This is a genomic window from Nocardia sp. NPDC006044 (assembly GCF_042871115.1).
Lineage (GTDB): Bacteria > Actinomycetota > Actinomycetes > Mycobacteriales > Mycobacteriaceae > Nocardia.
The window spans coordinates 444,400-458,725 of the sequence record NZ_JBIAID010000005.1 but is presented as its reverse complement, the minus strand read 5'-3'; the positions used below and the strand labels follow the sequence as shown (position 1 = coordinate 458,725).

Below are 14,326 nucleotides of genomic sequence, written 5' to 3'. Positions count from 1 at the left end.
CCGGGTCAGAGTTCCAGCGTGACGTCGTGCAACCCGGGCGATTCCCCTTGCAGGACAACGCGGAACGGCACTCCCCTGCGCGACCAGTAGTCGGCGCAGTCCCGCATCGCCTCGGCGAACCAGTCCCGTTCGGTCGGCTCCTCGGCCAGCAGATGAACCGAATCTCGTACAACGACAACATATCCCGTTGCCTCGCCGACGAAATCGTCCAGGTCACGCAGGCATTCGTCGAAGGCGTCCTTGTTCTCGCCGAAGTAGTACGGGAACTGCAGTGCCGAGGCGGTCTCGTCGAACAACCGCCCGACCGTACGCATCTTGGTGCCACGCAGTTCGCGCACCAGGTAACCGGACGGCACGCGGTAGCGCACGCCGCTCAGCTCGGCCGCGTCGACGACAGCCGCACCGAGCGCGGGCGCCGCGCTGCGCGATTCGGTCTCGACCGGTCGAGCAAGGAACTGCGACAACGGAATTACCTTGGACATCAGCGCATCCTCGTGAAGGTCTCGTAGTGGTCCCCGGTGTACCAGGCCGACCCGTCGCTGCCGGTGACGATGCGCTCGGCGTCTCTGGATCGGCCACGCTGCTTGGGATTCACGTCCCATTCCTGGTAGGTGATCGGTTTGCCCGCACCGTCTTTGGCGGCCAGCGTGCCCGCGCGATTCATCCAGCGGTCGCCGCCCTTGGTGCCGGGGGCGTTCGCCGAATCGGGCCAGCGGCCCGCGTCGATCTCGCGCAGGGTGTCGTAGGCCTTGGCAGGCACGCCCGGTGCGCGGCTGGCCGGCGCGGCCGGCTCCGATGCCCTGGGCGCGCCGGGGACCGCCGCGCTGCTGGTGGCGCGCGCGGTGGTACTGGTCGCGACGGTGTCGCTGCCGCCGCCACGCAGTCCGAGCACCGCGACCACCACCAGGGCGACCACCACCGCCCCCAGTCCGGCGAGCGTGCGAATTGCCTTCGGCGACAGGTTCATCGGTACTGCACCGTGACCGGCGCGTGGTCCGACCAGCGCTGGTCGTAGGCGGCGGCGCGTTCCACCACGGCCTGCTTGGCGCGCGCCGCGAGATCGCCGCGGGCGAGCTGATAGTCGATGCGCCAGCCGGTGTCGTTGTCGAAGGCGCGGCCGCGGTAGGACCACCAGCTGTACGGACCGGGGACCGCCGGATGCAGTTGACGCACCACGTCGACGTAGCCCGCGGCGAGCAGTTCGTCGATCCAGGCGCGCTCCTCGGGGAGGAATCCGGCCGACTTCAGGTTGCCCTTCCAGTTCTTCAGGTCGAGCTCGGTGTGGGCGATGTTCCAGTCGCCGCTGACCACGAAATCGCCGGTGCGGGCGGTCAGGTAGGCGCCGAGTTCGGCCATGTAGCGGTACTTTTCGTCCTGACGCGGGGTGCCTTCCTCGCCGGAGTGCACGTACACGCTGGCGACCGTGACGTCACCGAAGTCGGCCTCCAGGTAGCGGCCGGACGCACCGAACTCGCTGCTACCGAAGCCGATTCGAACCGCGTCCGGTTCCCGCCGGGACAGGATCGCGACGCCGGCCCGGCCCTTGGACTCCGGCTCGGCCTGCGCCAGCCACCAGCCCTCGGCCAGCGCGGGCGCCAGCGCCGCTCTGGTCTGCTCGTCGGTGGCCCTTGTCTCTTGGACACAGACGATGTCGGCCTCCGTCGCGGCGAGCCAGGCCAGCATGCCTTTGCCCGCGGCCGCGCGGACGCCATTTACGTTCACAGTCGAAATGATGTAGGCCACCGCACGACCGTACAATGCTGGTCAGATGAATTCCCTCGGACACCGCCGTCCAGGAAAGGGTGATGACGATGCCGTCTGACACCGCCAAGTCCGCCAGCGCCACAAGCACCGTACGGACGCCGGTCCCCACCAAGGCCAAACCGGAGCTCCCCAAGGCTGTCAAGGCATTGCACCTGGGTTCCGGGGACCCGCTGCTCCTGCTGCACGGCTTCATGATGTCGCCGCACAGCTGGGAGCAGACCGCGACGCGGCTGGCCAGCCAGTGCGAGGTGTACGCGCCGGCCTTCGCCGGGCACTGGGGTGGCGAGCGCGCGGACGGCTGGTCGGTCGACGTGCACACCCTGGCCGACCGCATCGAGGATCAACTCGACGAACTCGGCTGGCGCACCTGCCACATCGCGGGCAACTCGCTCGGCGGCTGGGTCGGGGTCGAACTCGCGCGGCGCGGCCGGGCCCGCACGCTGACCCTCGTCGCCCCGGCCGGTGGCTGGCACGCGCCGTCGCTCACCCAGCTGCGGATCAATCTGAAGTTCCTCTCGCTGGTGCCGTTCGTCGAAATCGGTAAGCGGCTGGGCGGTTTCGCGGTCAACAACCCGATCGCGCAGCGGTTCGCCCTGCTGTGGCTGAGCAAGAACGCCGCCGCGGTATCCCGGCGCGACACCGCGGCCGCCATCATGGCCGCGCTGCACTGCCCGTCCATGCTGCCGTTCCTCGTCAGCAGCCTGCGCGGGCCCGAGCAGGAGGACCTGTCCACGCTCCGGACGCCGGTCCGGCTGCTGCTGTCCGAATACGACCGGGTCATCCCCAATCGCGTGTACGCCCGCCGCTATCTGAAGGAGCTCCCCGAGTCCGCCGACCGCATCGTCGTGCACGGCGTCGGGCACGTCCCGATGCTCGAGGCGCCGGACCGCATCGCGACCCTCATCGCCGAGCACGTATACGCCAGCCGCAACCGGCTTCGCGCGGTGTGAGACACCGGATTTCCACAGGTCAGGAAGTTATCCCCAGATCGCGGAAAGGAGTCGATCCGGCGCCCGCCCGGGCCTACTGTTTCGAGGCATGGGGAGCACACAAACCGACCGCGTGGTGCATCAACTCCGCGGCGACGTCAACGGCCTGTACGAACTGAACAGCACCATGCGCCGCGAGGCCAAGGAAACCGACAGCGTGGTCCGCGACACCGAGCTACGACTCCGGCGGTTGTGCCGTACCTCCGGGCGACAATTCGGCGTGCTCCTCGCGGCCCACCGCCAACACGGGGATCGTCTGGATCGCGTGGAATCGCTACTCGGAGAAGTGGCTACGCAAGTCGGCCAGTTGGTGCCGCAGGTAGGCGAATTGGCGGAGCAGGTGAGCTGTCTCGCACCGCTACCGGCCCGAGTCGACGCGCTCGCAGAGCAAATGGGCCGCATGGGACCACAAGTGGACGAGCTGGTAGAGCAAGTGAGCTATCTGGCACCGCTGCCGGCCCGAGTCGACGCGCTCACAGAGCAAATGAACTGTCTCGCACCGCTACCGGCCCGAGTCGACGCGCTCACAGAGCAAATGAACTGTCTCGCACCGCTACCGGCCCGAGTCGACGCGCTCGCAGAGCAAATGGGCCGCATGGAGCCACAAGTGAGCGAGCTGGCCGAACAAATGAGCTGTCTCGCACCACTGCCAGCACGAGTCGATGAACTCGCCGAGCAAATGAGTCACCTGGCACCGCTACCAGCACGAGTGGATGAGCTTGCGGGGCAGGTGAATTACCAGACCGAGCAAGTCGAGCTGCTCGCGCCGCTGCCGGAGCGAGTGGATGGGCTCGCGGGGCACGTGGACATCCTCACCAGGCACGTGAACGATCTGACCGGGCATCTGAACGATCTCACCGGGCACGTGGACGATCTCACCGGACATATGGACGATCTGACCGGGGTCGTGAATCGGCTGACCGGACGGGTGGATCATCTGACGGGTCGGGTGGACTATCTGACGGACCACGTGGATCAGCTTGTGGAGCTGCCGGCTCGGGTGTCCAGGCTGGAAGAACAGATGGGCGAGTTGACGGTGGTTGTCCGGCAGAACTCGCAGACCTTGGATGTGGTGGTCGATCTGCTGAAGAAGGGGCGACCTGCGCTCGAGGATGAGGACTAGCCAACGCTTGATGGTCGGGACTAGCTAGCCAACACTCGACGATCGGGACTACCCAACACTCGACGGCCAGGACTACCCAACACTCAACGATCAGGACTACCCAACACTCGACGGCCAGGACTAACCAGCGCTCGAAGGTGAAGGCTGGCCAGTGCTCGAGACGCGGGCACTTCCTGTTCCCGTTTCATCTCAGTCCGGGCGACACTCGCGATACATCGGCTGCGGGCGATGTATCGCGAGCATTGGGCTCTCACTCAGTGGGCCGGTCCTCCGCGAGGCACAGAGTGGAGGGCTGTTGGACGACCTTACGGGCAAGGTCGCTGTGGTCACGGGCGGCCGGTGGATCAGCCGGGGAGTGACCGAGGCATCCGCGGATGCGCGGATGTGCGGATGCGCCGAATGACGTGGAAGTGGAGGCGCGGCATTCCAACCACCGCCGGATGGCAGGGCAATAGCACGGATGTGCAACCGTGGGGGCGAATGTTACCGCGCTGGTTGACGTTCCAGCGCTAGGCGAGGCGACGCTATAAGTATGGAACCGCAGCTCGGGCCACGAATTCGATTGCCGCCGAATATGTGACCGCCGCTCAGGACGCTGCTTCTGACTGCTTGCGGCCGGTTCGAGGAAAGCCGAGAACCAGTCGGCAGACCTCGTCGGGGACGTCCAATTGCGGGCAGTGGCCGACACCGGGCAGTGCGACGAACTCGCTGCCGGGGAGCATGGCGTGCAGGGCACGGGCGGCGGAGATCGGGATGATGCGGTCCTCGGTGCCGTGCACGACGAGGACCGGGCAGGTGACGACGAGGTCGACGTGGCCGGACGGGTGTTCGCGGGCGTAGCGGGCCGCGTCCTGGCCGCGGGCGGCCACCGCGGCCATGTCGGGCACCGAACGTATTGCCGTGGTGAGGAATTCGGGATCGGCGACGACGCCGGGCCCGTAGACGAAGAGGGCTACCGCGCGGCGCACACTCCAGCGTACGAGCGCGGCCGGAACAGGCAGGAGGCCGACCAGACGGAAGAACATCCGGTACTCGCGCAAGCGACCGACGCGGGCCAGCCAATGGCGGGCCAGCAGCGGCTCATCGAGGGAGACCACCGCGGTGACCTCGCCACCCGGATGCCGGGCGGCGGCATGCAGCGCGGTGGCGGCACCGAGCGAATTGCCGACGAGAGTCAGTGGACCGCGCTCGGCGATGATCGCGTCGACGAAGCTGTCGAACTGCGGGGTCATCGGGCCGGGCCGGCGCGGGTCCGCCAGGCCGAACCCCGGAAGGTCGACGGCGAAGGCCGCACGGCCCGCGGCCTCCAGCGCAGTGAGTACACCGCGCCAGGTGTCCGCACTGTCGGCGTAACCGTGCAACAGCAGGATCGGAGTACCGGACCCGGCGACGGAGAGGACGCGAGTGTCGACGCCGCCGTAGCAGGCGATGGTTACGGTGATCATCGGCCGGTTGCTCCTCGATGAGCACGCACCAGCACGGTGCGCAGACCAACGGCGTTTCGGTTGCGCGACAGGCGATCCCGGGCGCGCACGCCGTGATAGCGCACCCGGGATCGGTAGAACCGTCAGGCCAGCAGGCCCTTGGCGATGTGCGTCACCTGGATCTCGTTGCTGCCCGCGTAGATCATCAGCGACTTGGCGTCGCGCGCGAGCTGTTCCACCCGGTACTCGGTCATGTACCCGTTGCCGCCGAACAGCTGCACCGCCTCCATGGCGACCTCGGTGGCCGCCTCGGACGCGTAGAGCTTCATCGCCGACGCCTCGGCGAGCGTCGGCGGCTTACCCGCGCGACCGCGCTCCAGCGTGTTGAACACCATGTTCTGCACGTTGATCCGGGCGATCTCCATCTTGGCCAGCTTGAGCTGGACGAGCTGGAAGCGGCCGATCTCCTGGCCCCAGAGCTTGCGGCTCTTCGCGTAATCCAGGCAGAGCCGGTGACATTCGTTGATGATGCCCAGCGCCATGAAGGCCACGCCGACGCGCTCGGCGGTGAAGCTGGACCGCGCGCTCTCCCGGCCGTCGCCGCCCCTGTGCTCCTCGGTCTCGCCGAGCAGGCGGTCCTTGCCGAGCCGGACGTTGTCGAAGAACAGCTCACCGGTGGGCGAGGCGTGCAGGCCCATCTTCTTGAACGGCTTGCCCTGGGTGAGTCCCTCCATCCCCTTGTCCAGGACGAAGGTGAGCACCTTGCGCTCGCGCTTGTCGCCGCCGTCGCCCTCGTCGACCTTGGCGTAGACGATCATCACGTCGGCGAACGGGCCATTGGTGATGAACGTCTTCTGGCCGTTGAGCAGGTAGTCGTCGCCGTCGCGGCGGACGTAGGTCTTCATGCCGCCGAACGCGTCGGAACCGGAGTCGGGCTCGGTGATCGCCCACGCCGCAACCTTTTTCATGGTCACGATGTCGGCCAGCCAGCGCTCCTTCTGCGCCAGCGTGCCGCGGGACATGATGGTGGTCGCGCCGAGACCGATGCTGACGCCCATCGCGGTGACCAAACCCATGCAGACACCGGACAGTTCGCCGATCAGCACCGCCATCAGCGATTCCTGCCCGGCGAACGGGCTACCGCCGGACGACTTTTCCTTCTTCTTCTCCGGCAGCGGCTCACCGGCGGCGATAGCCTCTTCTTTGGCGCGCTGCTTCGAGAGCAGTTTCTCCACCGCCTCGCCGCCCATGGCGTCGATCCCGAACTCGCTGAACAGCTTCCGGATGATCGGATACGGCGACAGCTCGCCGCTGTCGAGTGCGTCCAGGTTGGGCCGGATCTCCTTGTCGATGAACGTCCGCACGGCATCGCGGATCAAGACATCGGTCTCGGACCATTCGAACATCGTTGTTCTCCTTAACGTTGCGGCGAGCTCAGGGCAGCCGAGCGGAGATGTCGTCGATCAGCCACGGTCCCTCGGTCTCGATCGTCTTCACATCGTGCCAACCGGCCAGCTCGGAGATGGCCCCGCCCTGCACCGCGAACACCTTGCCGGTGATCGGGCACTTGTCCGAGGCGAGGTAGGCCACCAGCGGCGAGATGTTGGCGGGGCTGAAGGCGTCGAATCCGCCGTCTTCGACCTCGTCGGCCTCGGCCGCCATCATGGCGCCCATGCCGGGCGTGGCCAGGGTGAGCCGGGTGCGCGCGATCGGAGCGATGGCGTTGACCCGCACGCCGTAGCGCGCGAGTTCGTCGGCGGCGACCAGGGTGAGCGCGGCGATCCCCGCCTTGGCCGCGCCGTAGTTGGCCTGGCCCGCGTTCGGCACGGTGGTGCCGGAGGCGGACGCGGTGTTGATCACCGCGGCGTTCGGCTGATTGCCCGCCTTGCTCTGGTCTTTCCAGTAGGCGGCGGCGTGGTGCAGCACGGCGGCGTGGCCCTTGAGGTGCACGGCGATCACCGCGTCCCACTGCGCCTCGTCCATGCCTGCGATGAACGCGTCGCGCAGGATGCCCGCGTTGTTGACCACGATGTCGAGGCCACCGAGTTCGGAGATCGCCTGGTCGACCACGTTCTTCGCGCCGTCCCAGGTGGCGATGTTGGCGGTGTTGGCGACGGCGGTGCCACCGGCGGCGACGATCTCGTTCGCCACCTCCTGGGCGGGCGTGGTGTCGGTGCCCTCGCCCTCGTTGCTGCCGCCGAGGTCGTTCACGACCACGGCCGCGCCCTCGCGGGCGAACAGCAGGGCGTGCTCGCGACCGATACCGCGACCGGCGCCGGTGATGATGGCTACTCGACCTTCGAGTGCACCCATCGATGTCTCCTCTTCCTGATGTCTGTGCTGAATATTTCGATCGGACAACGACATTCGCCGGGACGGCGGAACCGTCCCGGCGAGCGGTCAATCGGCGATCTCGGCGAGCCCGTCGCTGAGGACCACGTCCTCGCCGCGCACGGTCTCGAAGGCGTAGGTGGTGACGCCGTCGGCGGAGCCGACCTTCCAGATGCGGGTCTCCAGATCGTCGCCGGGGAAGACCATCTTGGCGAAGCGCACGGCAAACCGCTTCAGCCGGTTGACATCCGACCCGCCGACCTCGGTGAGCACCGCCCAGGACGCGAACGCCATGGTGCACAGCCCGTGCGCGATGATGCCGGGCAGCCCGGCGTCCTTGGCCACCTGCTCGTCCAGGTGCAGCGGCACCGGATCGCCGGAAGCCGGTGAGTACCTGAAGGTTTGGTCGTCGTCCACGTGCTGCGGGACGACCGCCGCCGGCGGCTGCGCGCGCAGGTTCTCGTCGAACTTGTGCGCCGGCGCCGTGGCGCCGACCGTCTTGCCGGCGTCGATATTGCGGAAGAAGGCGGTCAGGTACTGCTCGTTGACCAATTCCCCGGCCTCGGTGCGGCATTCGATGAGGATGGTGATGGCCGTGCCGTTGGGCCTGCTGGTGTAACCGGTCGCCTTGGCGCGCGAGACCAGCCGGTCGCCGGGCTGGATGGCCCGGTGGAAGTGGAAGTCCTGCTCGCCGTGCACGACCCGGCCGAAGATGTCCATCGGCGCGACCTCGATCACCGGCATCATCATCGCCTCGAAGACGGGGACGATGGCGAAGACCGGTGACGCGACCTTGCCCGCGAGGTGCGCCTCGATCGGATCGTTGGTGGCCGCGGCGTATTCGCCGATCCGCTCGCCGGTCACCTCGAAACGCTCGTCGTCACACCAGGTTTCGAGTCCGGCGTCGTCGAACTCGACGAGCCGGGCGGTGGTCGACTCCGAACTCATGCCGCGTCCTCCCCGGCACGCGCACCGGGCCCGGCGCTCATGCCGAAGCCAGCGCGTCGAGCTGCTCGAGCGACTTGTCCAGCTGCTTGAGGCCGTCCTTCTCGACCGCCTTGCCGAGCGCGCCCTTGATCAGCGCACCCTCGAAGTCACCGGAGACCAGGATGGTGCTGCCGCCGTCGCCCTTGGGCTGGATGTCGAAGGTGAATTCGGTCTTCACCCCGGCCATTCCGGTGCCGCCGAGGGTGAGCTTGGTCGGCTGCTCGACCGAGACCACGGTCCACTCCAGCTTGTTCGCCATGCCGAGCATGACGATCTTGGCCACCAGCTTGGCGCCCTCGGTCAGCACGGCGGGCGGCTCCTCCATGAAGCGCTCGTGGATGGTGAACCACTTCTCCCAGGTGTTCGGGTCGGAGACGACCGTCCAGAGCGCCTCGGGGGTGGCGTTGACGTCCTTGGTGGCTTCGATGTGTCCCATTGAGCTGACTCCTCGTCGAAATTCGTTGTGCGGGTTGGGCGGTCAGTGCGTTATCGGTCGGCGCGCCGGTAGGCGGTCACGACCGCGGCGCCGCCGAGGCCGATGTTGTGCTGCAGGCAGGCGGTGACGTCGTCGACCTGGCGCTTGTCCGCGGTGCCGCGCAGCTGCCAGGTGAGTTCGGAGCACTGCGCCAAACCCGTCGCGCCGAGCGGATGCCCCTTCGAGATGAGGCCTCCGGACGGGTTCACCACCCACTTGCCGCCGTAGGTGGTCAGGTTCTCGTCGATCAGCTTTCCGGCTTCGCCCGGACCGCAGAGGCCGAGCGCCTCATAGGTCAGCAGTTCGTTGGCCGAGAAGCAGTCGTGCAGCTCGATGACCTGGAAATCCTCGGCACCGAGACCGGCCTGCTCGTAGACCTTCCGCGCGGCCTGCACGGTCATGTCGTAGCCGACCAGGTTCTTGGCGGTCTCGTCGAAGGTGGACTTGTAGTCGGTGGTCATCGCCTGTCCGACGATCTCCACCGCCTGCCCGGCCAGGTCGTGCTTGTCCACGAACGCCTCGCTGGCCAGGATCACCGCGCCGGAACCATCGGAGGTCGGCGAGCACTGCAACTTGGTGAGCGGGTCGTAGATCATCCGCGCGCCGAGGATGTCGTCCATCGAATACTCGTCCTGGAACTGCGAATACGGGTTGTTCACCGAGTGCTTGTGGTTCTTGTAGCCGATCTTGGCGAAGTGTTCGGCGGTGGTGCCGTACTGCTTCATGTGCTCACGGCCGGCCGCGCCGAACATCCACGGCGCCACCGGGAACAGCACCTCGGAGATCTCGGCGAGCGCCATGATGTGCCTGGCCATCGGCTGTTCGCGGTCGTCCCAGGTGGAGCCGAGCGAGCCCGGCTGCATCTTCTCGAAGCCCAAGGCCAGCGTGCACTCGGCCAGCCCGCCCCGAATCGCCTGTGCCGCAAGGTAGAGCGCGGTCGAGCCGGTGGAGCAGTTGTTGTTGACGTTGACCACCGGGATGCCGGTCATGCCGAGCTCGTAGACCGCGCGCTGACCGGAGGTGGATTCGCCGTAGACGTAACCGACGTAGGCCTGCTCGACCAGGTCGTAGGCGATACCGGCGTCGGCGAGCGCCTTGGTGCCGGACTCGCGCGCCATGTCCGGGTAGTCCCAATCGGTGCCGTCTTCGTTCTTGCGGCGGCCCGGCTTCTCGAACTTCGTCATGCCGACGCCGACGACGTAGACCTTGTTCGCCATCGAACTCCCCTCAGGGTTGTGCCTGTGCCGCCCGCAGGCGGGCAGCGGTGAACCGATCCGTCCGGATCCAGCTGAAAACAAACATACAGAGATGTATGTAAGTGCGCAAGGTTTTCGGCGTTACCGCTGGTTGCACCCACCGAATAGCGAGGTGATTGACCCATCCGGCGACATACAGGTGAAGGTGTATGTATTGCCAGCTCAGGCTGGTACGCAGCGGTTCCCCGGGCCGCGATCCGACGCCGACGGCATCGCTGTGACGTGCCTCACCGCCCCCGATCCCGTAACAGCCGCGTAATCGTCCGGAAATTCACCGTCCACAACCGTGTACGACCGTCGAATGGTTGCAGTTGTCTATGCGGGGCTGAGGAGTAAACGTGGTCGAGCTCGATACCCGGTCGTCGAATTCAGACGGGATCGCCGCAGCGAAGGAAACACTCGAGGACTACACGCTGCGCTTCGCGCCACGGAGCTACCGCAAATGGAGCCCGGCCGTCGTCGGCATCTCCGCCCTCGGCGGCATCGCCTACCTGGCCGACTTCGCCATCGGCGCGAATATCGGCATCGCGCACGGCACCGGGAACGCGCTGCTCGGCATCGGTTTCTTCGCGATCGTCATCATGGTCACCGGATTTCCGCTCGCCTATTACGCGGCGCGCTACAACCTCGATCTCGACTTGATCACGCGCGGTAGCGGATTCGGTTATTTCGGCTCGGTGCTCACGAATGTGGTTTTCGCCTCGTTCACCTTCATCTTCTTCGCGCTGGAGGGGTCGATCATGGCCCAGGGGCTGGAACTCGGCCTGGGCGTACCGCTTTGGCTCGGATACCTGGCCTCGACGTTGCTCATCTTCCCCTTGGTCATCTACGGCATGAATACGCTGGCCAAGTTGCAGGTCTGGACCACTCCGCTGTGGCTGCTGCTGATGGTGCTGCCGTTCGGGTTCCTGCTGGTCCGGCATCCGGATTCGGCGTCGTCGTTCTTCGCCTACGGCGGCGAGAACGGTTCCGGGGTCAGTGTTTCCGGCACGCTGCTGGCCGCGGGCGTGTGCCTTTCGCTGATCGCGCAGATCGCCGAGCAGATCGACTACCTGCGCTTCATGCCGCCGCGCACGCCGGAGAACGCGCGCAAGTGGTGGGGCTGGATGCTGCTCGCCGGTCCGGGCTGGGTGGTGTTCGGCGCGCTCAAGCAGGTGGTCGGACTGTTCCTCGCGGTCTATCTGATCGCGAATCTGCCTGCCGCGCAGGGCATCGCGAATCAGCCGGTGCATCAGTTCCTGGAGATCTACCGGGACATGGTGCCGGGCTGGCTGGCCATGACGCTGGCCGTGGTGCTGGTGGTGATCAGCCAGATCAAGATCAATGTCACCAACGCGTATTCGGGGTCGCTGGCCTGGACCAACTCCTACACCCGGGTGACCAAGTCCTACCCGGGCCGGCTGATCTTCCTCGCGGTGAACCTGGCGATCGCGCTGATCCTGATGGAAGCCAACATGTTCGACTTCCTCAACAACATCCTCGGCTTCTACGCCAACTGCGGCATCGCCTGGATCGTCACCGTCGCAACGGATATCGCGGTCAACAAGTATCTGCTGAAGATCTCGCCGAAGCAGCCGGAGTTCCGCCGCGGCATGCTCTACGACTTCAATCCGGTGGGGCTGGTCGGATTCGGGCTCTCGGCGGCGCTGTCGATCATGACGTTCTTCGGGGTCTTCGGTGAGCTGCTGAAGCCGTACTCGCCGATCGTCGCGCTGGTGGTCGCGTTCGTCGCCACTCCGCTCACCGCGATCGCCACCAAGGGCAAGTACTATCTGCGCCGCACCGACGACGGCATCGACCTGCCGATGTTCGACGAGCACGGCAACCCGTCCGGCGAGACGCTGACCTGCCACGTCACCGGCCTGGAATTCGAACGCCCGGACATGATCGCCTCGGCGGTCCCCGGCCCGGAAGGCGAGATCCAGTACATCAGCTCGCTCGCCCTCTCCACCGACAAGGCTGGCGACCACCTTCTCCCCCGGCAGCACTGACCCGCGTGCGGGGCACGACCGGGGTCAACGCCTCCGCCGTGCCCCGCTCGGTCAGTCGGTAGCGCGGACGTCGGCCAGGGCCGCCTCGGCGATATTGCGCAGGTGGGCGGTGGCGCGACGCCACCGACGTCGGGCGCGTTCGTCGTCCGGGTCGACGAAGTTGGAGATGAGGATGCCGCGCAAAGCGTCCATCGCGGTGTAGATGAAGTCGCGGGCCTCTTTGCGGCGGATCTCGTCCGGGACGAAGCGAGCGACGGCCATCAGGACGGCGTTGTTGACGAACGGCTCGACCTTCTCCATCGCGGCGGCCAGCACCGGGTCGGTGCGGCCTGCCACCCACAGCTCGGCGGTCGCGATGAACAGCGGACCCTGGTGCAGCTCCCAGAGGAACTCCAGGGCGGCGGCCACCGGATCGTCGCCGCGCTCTACCCTGGCCATCTCCCGCATCGCGGTCTCGGCGCGCAGCTGAGCCAGGTGGCTGATCGCGGCCACGACCAGATCGGTCTTGGAACCGAAGTGGTGCACCTGGGCACCCCGGGTGACGCCGGCGCGTTCGGCGACCCGCGGCGTGGTGGTACCCGCGTAGCCGTATTCGACCAGGCAGTCGACGGTCGCGTCGAGCAATCGGGTGCGCATCTCGGTGCTGCGCTGTTCCTGGGTGCGGCGCTGCGGTTTCGCGACTTCGATCCTGGCCATCCGGCGATTCTACACTTACATACAGCCCTGTATGTTGCCGAAGCGCGGGTCAGGCGACCAGCGCCGCCGCCGCGACGAGGCGGGCGTCGCGCCGGGCCACGGCGACCGTGATCGCGAACAGCAGCACGCCGACCACGGCGAGGCCGGCGCCGACCACGGCGGGTGCGGTGTAGCCGAGACCGGCGGCGATCACCACACCGCCGAGCCACGCGCCGCCGGCGTTGGCGATGTTCAGTGCGGCGTGGTTGAGCGCGGCGGCAAGGGTCTGCGCCTCGTGCGCCACGTCCATCAGCCGGGTCTGCAATCCGGGCGCCAGCGAAGCGCCGGTCGCGCCGACCAGGAACGCGCCGATCGCGGCGGTGTACGGATTGTGCGCCGCGGCAACGAAGACCGCGAGGATGACGGCCATGCCGATCATCGAGGCGTAGATCGCGCGATCCACGCCGCGGTCGGCGAGCACGCCACCGACGATGTTGCCGACCACCATGCCGACGCCGAACAGCATCAGCACGATCGGCACCAGTCCGGCGGACATGCCGGCCACGCCGGTGAGGGTGGTGGTGATGTAGGTGTAGACGGCGAACATGCCGCCGAAGCCGATCGCGCCGACCAGCAGGGTCAGCAGCACCTGGGGACGGCGCAGGGCACCGAGTTCGGTCACCGGGTTGGTCATGGTGATGCCGGTGAGCTCCGGCACGAAGCGGATCAGCGCGGCCACCGTCGCCAGCCCGATCACCGCGACCACCACGTAGGCGTCGCGCCAGCCGAGATGCTGGCCGAGCCAGGTGGCTGCGGGAACGCCGACAACATTGGCGGCGCTCAATCCGAGCATAACCGCGGCAACCGCTTTGGCGCGCTGCCCCACCGGGGCGAGGGTGGCGGCGGCCAGCGAGGCCACGCCGAAGTAGGCGCCGTGCGGCAGACCGGAGACGAACCGGGCGAGCACCAGGGTGTGGAAGGTCGGGGCGAGCACGGTCGCCACGTTGCCCAGGGTGAACGCGGCCATCAAGGCGATGAGCAACTTCTTCCTGGAGGCCCGGGCGAACACGGCGGCGATGACCGGCGCGCCGATCACCACGCCGAGCGCGTACGCCGACACCGCGTGCCCCGCGGTCGGCTCGGACACCTTCATGGCGCGCGCGATGTCCGGCAGCAAACCCATGGTGACGAATTCTGTTGTGCCGATACCGAACCCGCCGAGCGCCAGCGCGAGCATGGCAGGCACATGCCACGTCGTCCGCGCGGCCTCGGGACGTGCGGGGGCCTGGGTGGCGAGGGGTGTGGTCACGT

Annotated in this window: 14 protein-coding genes; 3 read left to right on the top strand and 11 right to left on the bottom strand. The window is 67.2% G+C overall.

All coding sequences use genetic code 11. The annotated features are described in order from the left end of the window. Window positions 1-5: 5 nt before the first annotated feature. From ACFYO1_RS38225 to ACFYO1_RS38215, 3 genes are read right to left on the bottom strand one after another with little or no spacing between them, the layout of a single operon-like run. Window positions 6-482 (bottom strand): barstar family protein, encoded by a 477-nt coding sequence (locus ACFYO1_RS38225; protein ID WP_387242616.1) that lies wholly within the window; start codon window positions 480-482, stop codon window positions 6-8. Then, on the bottom strand, window positions 482-967 hold the full coding sequence (locus ACFYO1_RS38220; protein ID WP_387242613.1) for a ribonuclease domain-containing protein: 486 nt from the start codon (window positions 965-967) through the stop codon (window positions 482-484). Before ACFYO1_RS38220 ends, ACFYO1_RS38225 begins: the two co-directional genes overlap by 1 nt. After that, window positions 964-1,683 (bottom strand): exodeoxyribonuclease III, encoded by a 720-nt coding sequence (locus tag ACFYO1_RS38215; protein WP_387243174.1) that lies wholly within the window; start codon window positions 1,681-1,683, stop codon window positions 964-966. Before ACFYO1_RS38215 ends, ACFYO1_RS38220 begins: the two co-directional genes overlap by 4 nt. A gap of 122 nt (window positions 1,684-1,805) precedes the next feature. On the opposite strand from ACFYO1_RS38215, the gene ACFYO1_RS38210 reads away from it, so the two are divergent. Then, on the top strand, window positions 1,806-2,714 hold the full coding sequence (locus ACFYO1_RS38210) for an alpha/beta fold hydrolase (RefSeq protein WP_387242610.1): 909 nt from the start codon (window positions 1,806-1,808) through the stop codon (window positions 2,712-2,714). 88 nt (window positions 2,715-2,802) lie between these two features. Beyond that, window positions 2,803-3,876, top strand: a complete 1,074-nt coding sequence (locus tag ACFYO1_RS38205) for a hypothetical protein (protein ID WP_387242607.1) — start codon at window positions 2,803-2,805, stop codon at window positions 3,874-3,876. A 587-nt stretch (window positions 3,877-4,463) separates the two neighbouring features. On the opposite strand, the gene ACFYO1_RS38200 is transcribed toward ACFYO1_RS38205, so the two are convergent. From ACFYO1_RS38200 to ACFYO1_RS38175, 6 genes are all read right to left on the bottom strand, one after another. Next, window positions 4,464-5,321: an alpha/beta fold hydrolase gene (locus ACFYO1_RS38200; RefSeq protein WP_387242604.1), complete on the bottom strand. Its 858-nt coding sequence runs from the start codon at window positions 5,319-5,321 to the stop codon at window positions 4,464-4,466. A 122-nt stretch (window positions 5,322-5,443) separates the two neighbouring features. Continuing rightward, the gene (locus ACFYO1_RS38195) at window positions 5,444-6,706 is read right to left on the bottom strand and encodes an acyl-CoA dehydrogenase family protein (protein WP_387242602.1); all 1,263 of its coding nucleotides are present in this window, start codon (window positions 6,704-6,706) and stop codon (window positions 5,444-5,446) included. A gap of 28 nt (window positions 6,707-6,734) precedes the next feature. Further along, window positions 6,735-7,613 carry an SDR family oxidoreductase gene (locus tag ACFYO1_RS38190; protein ID WP_387242599.1) on the bottom strand — a complete coding sequence of 293 codons (879 nt, stop codon included), beginning with the start codon at window positions 7,611-7,613 and terminating at the stop codon, window positions 6,735-6,737. A gap of 87 nt (window positions 7,614-7,700) precedes the next feature. Continuing rightward, window positions 7,701-8,579: a MaoC/PaaZ C-terminal domain-containing protein gene (locus ACFYO1_RS38185; protein WP_387242596.1), complete on the bottom strand. Its 879-nt coding sequence runs from the start codon at window positions 8,577-8,579 to the stop codon at window positions 7,701-7,703. A 37-nt stretch (window positions 8,580-8,616) separates the two neighbouring features. After that, window positions 8,617-9,054 (bottom strand): SRPBCC family protein, encoded by a 438-nt coding sequence (locus tag ACFYO1_RS38180; protein WP_150404245.1) that lies wholly within the window; start codon window positions 9,052-9,054, stop codon window positions 8,617-8,619. Between the two features lie 50 nt (window positions 9,055-9,104). Next, a complete protein-coding gene (locus tag ACFYO1_RS38175; RefSeq protein WP_387242594.1) occupies window positions 9,105-10,310 on the bottom strand; it encodes a lipid-transfer protein in 1,206 nt (401 codons plus the stop codon). 377 nt (window positions 10,311-10,687) lie between these two features. Between ACFYO1_RS38175 and ACFYO1_RS38170 the strand changes: the two genes are divergently transcribed. Beyond that, window positions 10,688-12,340 carry a purine-cytosine permease family protein gene (locus ACFYO1_RS38170; protein ID WP_387242592.1) on the top strand — a complete coding sequence of 551 codons (1,653 nt, stop codon included), beginning with the start codon at window positions 10,688-10,690 and terminating at the stop codon, window positions 12,338-12,340. 51 nt (window positions 12,341-12,391) lie between these two features. Here ACFYO1_RS38170 and ACFYO1_RS38165 read toward each other — a convergent pair whose 3' ends face one another. Both ACFYO1_RS38165 and ACFYO1_RS38160 read right to left on the bottom strand, forming a co-directional pair. Next, on the bottom strand, window positions 12,392-13,036 hold the full coding sequence (locus ACFYO1_RS38165) for a TetR/AcrR family transcriptional regulator (RefSeq protein WP_387242589.1): 645 nt from the start codon (window positions 13,034-13,036) through the stop codon (window positions 12,392-12,394). Between the two features lie 49 nt (window positions 13,037-13,085). Continuing rightward, on the bottom strand, window positions 13,086-14,252 hold the full coding sequence (locus ACFYO1_RS38160) for an MFS transporter (protein ID WP_387243170.1): 1,167 nt from the start codon (window positions 14,250-14,252) through the stop codon (window positions 13,086-13,088). Between the last annotated feature and the right edge of the window lie 74 nt (window positions 14,253-14,326).